This is a genomic window from Streptomyces sp. CA189, assembly GCF_056428985.1.
The window spans coordinates 42,149-49,356 of record NZ_JBWJVM010000068.1; the positions used below are offsets into that span (position 1 = coordinate 42,149).

The window sequence follows — 7,208 nt, forward strand, 5'->3', positions numbered from 1 at the left end:
GAGTCCTGCATACTCGACAGGTGAGTACGATTCCCGAGATCCGCACCCTGCCCGTTCCCGATGGCCTCGAGGGCGAGCGCGTCGACGCCGCCATCGCCCGTATGTTCGGTTTTTCCCGGACCAAGGCGGCCGAACTCGCGGCCGCGGGAAAGGTGCTGGTCGACGGCAGTGTCGTCGGGAAGTCCGAGCGTGTGCACGGCGGCGCCTGGCTCGAGGTCGAGATGCCCGAGCCGCCCCGGAAGGTCGAGCTCGTGGCCGAGCCCGTCCCCGGCATGGAGATCGTCCATGACGACGACGACATCGTCGTCATCATGAAGCCGGTCGGCGTCGCCGCCCACCCCAGCCCCGGCTGGACCGGTACCACCGTCATCGGCGGCCTCGCCGCGGCCGGCTACCGCATCTCCACCTCCGGCGCCTCCGAGCGCCAGGGCATCGTGCACCGGCTCGACGTCGGCACGTCCGGCCTGATGGCCGTCGCGAAGTCGGAGCGCGCGTACACCTCGCTGAAGAACCAGTTCCGCGAGCGGATCGTCGACAAGCGCTACCATGCGCTGGTGCAGGGCCACCCGGACCCGATGAGCGGCACGATCGACGCGCCGATCGGGCGGCACCCCAGCGCCGACTACAAGTGGGCCGTGACCCAGGAGGGCAAGCCCTCCGTCACGCACTACGACCTGATCGAGGCCTTCCGCGCCGCCTCGCTGCTGGACATCAAGCTGGAGACGGGGCGCACGCACCAGATCCGCGTGCACATGGCCGCGCACAAGCACCCCTGCGTCGGCGACCTGACCTACGGCGCCGACCCGACCGTCGCGAAGCGCCTCGGGCTCACCCGGCAGTGGCTGCACGCGGTGCGGCTCGGGTTCGAGCACCCGTCGGACGGGCAGTGGGTCGAGTTCGCGAGCACCTACCCGGACGACCTGCAGAACGCGCTGGACGTGATCCGCAAGGAGAGCGAGTGACCTCGGACGGCGTCTCGGTACGGGTCGCCGTCACCGAGGCGGACCTGAAGGCCTGTTTCGCCGTGCGGACCGAGGTCTTCGTGGTCGAGCAGTCGGTGCCGGAGTCGATCGAGTACGACGCGTACGACGAGATCGCGGTGCACGTGCTGGCCGAGGGGCCGGACGGGGTGCCGCTGGGCACCGGCCGGCTGCTGTACGGGCCGGGGGCCCTGAGTAAGACGGGCTCCCCGGAGGTCGGCTCGCTCGGACGGCTGGCCGTCGCCAAGTCCGCGCGCGGGCTCGGTGTGGGGGTTGCGCTGGTGCGGGCGATCGAGGTCGAGGCGGTGCGGCTCGGTCTTTCCGCTGTTGACCTGGGCGCGCAGACCCATGCGATGGGGTTCTACGAGCGGCTGGGGTACGAGGCCTACGGGCCGGAGTTCCAGGACGCGGGGATTCCGCACCGGTCGATGCGGCGCGCGCTGCTGCCGTAGCCCGGCCGGGGGTGGGCGCGGCCCTGCGGGGCTGTCCCCTACCCTCCCCTCCACCGTTCCCCGGGCTGCGCCCGGACCCCCCTGGGGCTCCGCCCCAGACCCCGCGCCTCAAACGCCGGCGAGGCTGGATGTGGGCCGGCGGGGCTGGGTTCGGTGGGGGCCGACACGCAGTTCGGTCTGCGGTGCCGAGCGCGGCGGGCTGGCAGTGTGTGGGAGTGGATCAGCTCCTGCTGTTGTTCGTGTTGTTGCTCGGGGCCGTGGTGACGGTGCCGCTCGGGGACCGGTTGGGGCTGCCCTCGCCGGTGTTGATGACGCTCGGCGGGGTGGTGCTCGCCCTGGTGCCCGTGGTGCCCAACGTCGACATCCCGCCCGAGTACATCCTGCCGCTCGTGCTGCCCCCGCTGCTGTACGCCTCCGTGCAGCGGACCTCCTGGCGGCAGTTCGCCGCCAATGTGCGGCCCATCCTGCTGTTGGCCGTCGCGCTCGTCTTCGTGACCACCGTGGCCGTCGCCTTCACCGCGCACGCCCTCGTACCGGGGCTCTCGATCGCCGCGGCCGTCGCGCTCGGCGCGCTCGTCGCCCCGCCCGACCCCGTCGCCGCCACCGCCGTGGCCGGGTCGCTCGGGCTGCCCCGGCGCATGGTGTCGATCCTGGAGGGCGAGGGGCTCTTCAACGACGTCACCGCCATCGTGCTCTACCACGTGGCCATCGCCGCCGCCGTCAGCGGCAGCTTCTCGTGGCCCGAGGCGCTCGGGGAGTTCGTCCTGTCGGCCGTGGTGGCCGTCGCGGTGGGGCTCGCGCTCGGCTGGGCGGCCAACCGGCTCATGGGGCGGCTCGGCGATGCCACGCTCCAGATCGGGCTGACGCTGCTCGTGCCGTTCGTGTCCTACGTGGTGGCCGAGGAGTTCAGCGGCTCCGGCGTGCTGGCCGTGCTGACCACGGCCCTGTTCCTCGCCGAGTACGCGAACGACGCCGACGACGTGCTGGGCCGGCTCGCCGGGCACACGTTCTGGGAGGTCGTCGACATGCTGGTCACCGGTGTCGCCTTCGGGCTGATCGGGCTGGAGCTGCACAACGTCTTCGGGGCGGCCGCCGGCCGGGGCTGGGAGATGGCCGGGTGGGCGGCGGCCGTGGTCGCGGTGGTGGTCGGCGTACGGCTGGTGTGGCTGCTGCCGGCCGGCTGGCTCGCGAAACGGCTCCACTCTCGCCGCGACTACGACGAGGAGATCCCGCTGAGCTGGCGGGAGTCCGTGGTCATGTGGTGGGCGGGGATGCGGGGCGTGGCCTCCGTGGCGCTGGCGCTCGCCATTCCCTTCGAGACGGACGCGGGGGATCCCTTCCCGGCCCGCCAGGAGATCGTCTTCATCGCCTTCGCCGTGATCATGGCCACCCTCGTGCTCCAGGGGCTGACCCTGCCGTGGCTGGTCCGCCGGCTCGGCGTGGAGGCCGACTCGGACGCGGAGGCGGAGATCGCCCGGGCGCTGGCGATCCGCGCCGCCAAGGCCGCGAAGCGGCGGCTGAAGGAGATCGAGGAGGTGGAGGACCTGCCCGAGGACCTGGTGGAGATCCTCTACCGGAGGGCGTACGACGTGGGTGCCAGGATCAGCCCCGACATGGTCGACGAGGAGCGGCGGGAGGCGTACGCGAAGCGGGTGGAGCGGATCCGCGACGTCCAGCGCATCCAGCGGGAGATGATGTCCGCCGCCCGGCACGAGGTGCTGGCCGCGCGCAGCGAACCCGGCGCCGATCCGGAGATCGTCGACCGGGTGCTCCGGCATCTGGACGTCCGCAGCCTGCGCAGTCCGTAGGTCCGTAGGTCCGCAGGCCCGCTCCGGGGGCCGGGCGCGGGCCATCCGGGCGGGGCGCGGGGCCCGTACGGCATGGCGCCCGGGGCCGCGGAGCGGACCGGCGGATGCTGATGGCTCCCCCGCAGGAGAGTCCCGTGAGTGATCACAGCCCCCGAGTGACCCCGAAAAGGCCTGCGTCCGCCCCGGTGGGCGGTGACCTTCCGGCTCCCGGGGTCATCGGCATCGGGCTCGCCGCCGTGCTGACCTTCGCGCTCGCCCAGGGGTCGTGGCAGTGGTTCGCCACCTTCATCGGGGTGACGCTCCTCGCCGTGCTGCTCGCCTTCCAGCGGCGGGCGGAGTGGACGCCCGACCTCCGCTCGGCGTACCTGCGGGGCCTGGTCGCGTACGCGCTGATCGTCGGCCTGTGCGTGGCGATCGCGCTCGCCCCGCTGCTCCAGCGCCGGGCCTGGCTGTTCCCGATGCCGGGGACCCGTGGCGAGTGCGGACTGCTGGGCAGGGCCCCCGTACGCCGGCCCTCCAGGCGGAGGCCGCGCTCGGGAACCTCGCGGACCGTGACGGCGCGGCCCTGGCGTTCGGGCAGGAGACCCACGCCCGTATGGCGGTCGCCGAGTGCCTGGCGGCCACGACGACCCTGTGGCTGCCCCTGTACGGGGTGGGGGTGGCGGTCCTGGTGGGAACGGTCGCCTGGTTCCGCGACCGGGCCCGGTCGCGGGCCCGCTCCTCCCTTCCGGATCAAGCCTGACCCGGAAGGGAGGAGCGGCCTGCACCGGAGCGGCCTACACCGGAGCGGCCTACACCTGGTAGCGGTCCGGGGCGAAGAGGTGGAGGTGGGCGGCTATCCACTCCGAGGTGCGGGTCAGCCCCTCCTGGAGGGAGACCTCGGGCTTCCAGCCGGCCCAGTCGCGGGCCCGGGTGTTGTCCGACAGCAGGCGCTGGACCTCGCTGCCCGAGGGACGCAGCCGGGCCGGGTCGACGACCACCTCAGCGTCCCGGCCCGAGGCCGTGATCAGGGCGCCGGCCAGGTCGCCGATGGAGATCTCCTCGCCGCTGCCGAGGTTGACCACCTCGCCCAGGGCCCGGTCGCATTCCGCGACCGCGAGGAAGCCAGCCGCGGTGTCGGTCACGTAGGTGAAGTCCCGGGTGGGGGTCAGGGAGCCCAGGCGGACCTCCCGGGCGCCCGAGTGGAGCTGGGCGAGGATGGTGGGGATGACCGCGCGGGCCGACTGGCGGGGGCCGTAGGTGTTGAACGGCCGGACCACCGTCACCGGCAGCTCGAAGGCGTGGTGGAAGGAGAGCGCCATCATGTCGGCGCCGATCTTCGAAGCGGAGTACGGGGACTGCGGCTGGAGCGGGTGGCTCTCGGAGATCGGGGCCGTCAGGGCCGTCCCGTAGACCTCGCTGGTGGAGGTGTGGACGAGGCGGCGCACGCCGTGGCGGCGGCAGGCCTCGGCCATGTTCTCGGTACCGGTGACGTTGGTCTGCACGTAGGCGCCGGGCGAGGCGTAGCTGTACGGGATCCCGATCAGCGCCGCCAGGTGGAAGACCGTGTCGCAGCCGGCCACCGCGTCGCTGACTCGGCCCGCGTCCCGGACGTCGCCGGCCCACATCTCCACCGGGCCGTCCGGGTCGGCCAGGTACCGGGCCAGGTGGCCCTTCTCGGCGTACGGCTTGTAGTGCACGAAGGCGCGCACCTTCGCGCCCCGCGCGACCAGCAGGTCGACGAGGGTGGAGCCGATGAAGCCCTCGGCGCCCGTGACGAGGACGGTCCGGCCGCTCCAGTCGGCGGGAGCGCGCGTCGGGGCGGGCGTGGGCGTGTGTGCGTGCGTGGTCATACGAGCTCCAGGGGAGTGGGGGAGAAGGAGGGGAAGCCGGCCACCCGCAGGACCTGCGAGGCCAGCAGTTCGGCGGCCCGCGCGTGCGGGCCCGGGTCGGCCGCGCCGGCCATCGCCGCCAGCCGCGCCGGGTCGGCCAGGAGCGGGGCGAGCAGTTCCGCGAGGCGGCCGGCCGTCGCCTCGGCGTCGGCCAGCAGCAGGCCGGCGCCGGCGTCGGAGAGCACCCGGGCGTTGTGGGTCTGGTGGTCGCCCGGGGCGTACGGGTAGGGGACCAGCACCGCGGGGACCCCGGTCGCCGCGAGCTCCGCCACCGTCGCCGAGCCGGCCCGGCACACCACCAGGTCGGCGGCCGCGTAGACGAGGTCCATCCGGTCCAGGTACGGCACGGCCCGTGCGATCCGCCGCCCGCCCGAGGAGGACAGCCCGGCCACGGTGTCGGCGAGCGCCGCCGGCCCCGTCTTGATCAGGAGCTGTACGTCCTCCCGCGCCTGCCACGCGGCCGCCAGCCCGGCCGCGGCCGTGGTCAGGCGTACGGCGCCCAGGCTGCCGCCGTTGAACACCACCAGCCGCCGTCCGTCCGGCACCCCGAGCTCCCGCCGGGCCCGCGCACGCAAGGCCGCCCGCGCGGGGCGGGACAGTTCGGCGAGGCCCGACAGGGCCGCGGAGATGGGCATTCCGGTGGTCAGCGCCCGGGCCCCGCCCGCCAGGTGCTCCCGGCTGCGGTCGAAGGCCACTGCCATGTGCGGGGTGAGGCGGGCCGCGAACTGGTTGGCCCGGCCCGGTACCGCGTTGGACTCGTGGATCACCGCCGGCAGTCCGGCCAGCCGGGCCCCGAGCACGGCGGGCGCGCTCGGGTAGCCGCCCATGCCGACGGCCACCTGCGCGCCCTGCGCCCGGATCACGGCCCGCGCCTGCCCGGCCGAGCGCAGCAGCGCCGCCGGGAGGAGGTAGCGCTTGGCGCCCAGCGCCGGGTCGAAGGGGATCATGTCCACGGTGTGCAGCCGGTAGCCGGCGGCCGGGATCAGCTCGGTCTCCAGGCCGCGTTCGGTGCCGATGAACGAGACCACGGCGTCCGGGACGGCGGCGCGCAGCGCCTCCGCCAGGGCGAGGCCGGGATAGATGTGGCCGCCGGTGCCGCCCGCGCCGATCACGACGGAAAGCGGCCGGTGTGAGCGGGAGGGCGAGGGGGAGGAGGTCATGGACGCAGACTTCCGGTGCGCCCTAAGAAGGTTCTAAGAGGTTCTCCCGGAGCATTTGGGAGGCTTTGCCGCATGCAGCGGATTCTGGTGGTGGACGACGAGCCCGAGGTGCGGGCCGCCGTCGAGGACGGCCTCGCCGTCGAGGGGTACGAGGTGCGCGGCGCGGCCGACGGGCTGGCCGCGCTGTCCGAGGTGGCGCTCTGGCAGCCGGACGCCGTGGTCCTCGACGTGATGATGCCGGTGCTGGACGGGCTCGCCGTGTGCCGGCAACTGCGCGCGGTGGGCGACCGTACGCCCGTCCTCGTCCTCACGGCGCTGGACGCGGTGAGCGACCGCGTCGACGGGCTGGAGGCGGGCGCCGACGACTACCTGGTCAAACCCTTCGCGCTCGACGAGCTCGTGGCCCGGGTACGGGCCCTCCTGCGGCGGGCCGCCCCCGAACCGGCCGGGGGCGCGCCCGTGCTCGCGTACGGGGACCTCGTTCTCGACCCGGCCACCCGCACCGGGCGGCGCGGCGAGCGGCCGCTGGAGTTCAGCCGCACCGAGTCGGCGCTGCTCGAACTGCTCCTGCGCCACCCCGGGCAGGTGCTGCCGCGCGAGCTGGTCCTGGAACTGGTGTGGGGCCGGGACTTCGGGCCGGACTCCAACTCCCTGGCCGTCTACGTCGGCTACCTGCGCCGGAAGCTGGAAGCCGGCGGCGAGCCCCGGCTGGTCCACACCGTGCACGGGGTCGGCTACCGGCTGGACGCCGCGTGAGCGGGCGTGGGCTCGGAGCGCGGTGGCGGCGCAGGCGGCCGCTGCGGACCCGGCTGGCGCTGGCCGTTCGGGGGGACGGCGGGGCGGAGGTGACCGTACGGGATCACGGGCCGGGGATCTCGGACGCGGATCTGCCGTACGTCTTCGACCGGTTCTACCGGGCCGGGGCGGCTCGGGCGTT

9 protein-coding genes are annotated in these 7,208 nt (G+C 74.0%); 6 read left to right on the forward strand and 3 right to left on the reverse strand.

The features are described from left to right. The first annotated feature begins 20 nt into the window (after nucleotides 1-20). From AC061S_RS34420 to AC061S_RS34430, 3 genes are all read left to right on the forward strand, one after another. Complete coding sequence (locus tag AC061S_RS34420) at nucleotides 21-962, forward strand: RluA family pseudouridine synthase (protein WP_478689808.1); 942 nt, start codon at nucleotides 21-23, stop codon at nucleotides 960-962. Beyond that, nucleotides 959-1,432, forward strand: coding sequence for a GNAT family N-acetyltransferase (locus AC061S_RS34425; protein WP_478689809.1), 474 nt, complete (start codon nucleotides 959-961; stop codon nucleotides 1,430-1,432). Before AC061S_RS34420 ends, AC061S_RS34425 begins: the two co-directional genes overlap by 4 nt. Before the next feature lie 215 nt (nucleotides 1,433-1,647). Further along, on the forward strand, nucleotides 1,648-3,240 hold the full coding sequence (locus tag AC061S_RS34430) for a Na+/H+ antiporter (RefSeq protein ID WP_478689810.1): 1,593 nt from the start codon (nucleotides 1,648-1,650) through the stop codon (nucleotides 3,238-3,240). 142 nt (nucleotides 3,241-3,382) lie between these two features. Here AC061S_RS34430 and AC061S_RS34435 read toward each other — a convergent pair whose 3' ends face one another. Beyond that, nucleotides 3,383-3,829 carry a hypothetical protein gene (locus AC061S_RS34435; RefSeq protein WP_478689811.1) on the reverse strand — a complete coding sequence of 149 codons (447 nt, stop codon included), beginning with the start codon at nucleotides 3,827-3,829 and terminating at the stop codon, nucleotides 3,383-3,385. Between the two features lie 6 nt (nucleotides 3,830-3,835). Here AC061S_RS34435 and AC061S_RS34440 point away from each other — a divergent pair, with 6 nt between their 5' ends. Next, nucleotides 3,836-3,982 carry a hypothetical protein gene (locus tag AC061S_RS34440; protein WP_478689812.1) on the forward strand — a complete coding sequence of 49 codons (147 nt, stop codon included), beginning with the start codon at nucleotides 3,836-3,838 and terminating at the stop codon, nucleotides 3,980-3,982. Nucleotides 3,983-4,031: 49 nt separating this feature from the next. On the opposite strand, the gene AC061S_RS34445 is transcribed toward AC061S_RS34440, so the two are convergent. Together AC061S_RS34445 and AC061S_RS34450 are read right to left on the reverse strand one after the other, a co-directional pair. Next, nucleotides 4,032-5,072 carry an SDR family NAD(P)-dependent oxidoreductase gene (locus tag AC061S_RS34445; protein WP_478689813.1) on the reverse strand — a complete coding sequence of 347 codons (1,041 nt, stop codon included), beginning with the start codon at nucleotides 5,070-5,072 and terminating at the stop codon, nucleotides 4,032-4,034. Next, a complete protein-coding gene (locus AC061S_RS34450; RefSeq protein WP_478689814.1) occupies nucleotides 5,069-6,271 on the reverse strand; it encodes a UDP-N-acetylglucosamine--N-acetylmuramyl-(pentapeptide) pyrophosphoryl-undecaprenol N-acetylglucosamine transferase in 1,203 nt (400 codons plus the stop codon). The genes AC061S_RS34445 and AC061S_RS34450 overlap by 4 nt, the downstream gene beginning before the upstream one ends. Before the next feature lie 72 nt (nucleotides 6,272-6,343). Between AC061S_RS34450 and AC061S_RS34455 the strand changes: the two genes are divergently transcribed. Together AC061S_RS34455 and AC061S_RS34460 are read left to right on the forward strand one after the other, a co-directional pair. Then, on the forward strand, nucleotides 6,344-7,027 hold the full coding sequence (locus AC061S_RS34455; RefSeq protein WP_243330199.1) for a response regulator transcription factor: 684 nt from the start codon (nucleotides 6,344-6,346) through the stop codon (nucleotides 7,025-7,027). After that, a partial coding sequence (locus tag AC061S_RS34460) for an ATP-binding protein (protein WP_478689815.1) occupies nucleotides 7,024-7,208 on the forward strand: 185 nt, incomplete at its 3' end. The genes AC061S_RS34455 and AC061S_RS34460, both read left to right, overlap by 4 nt.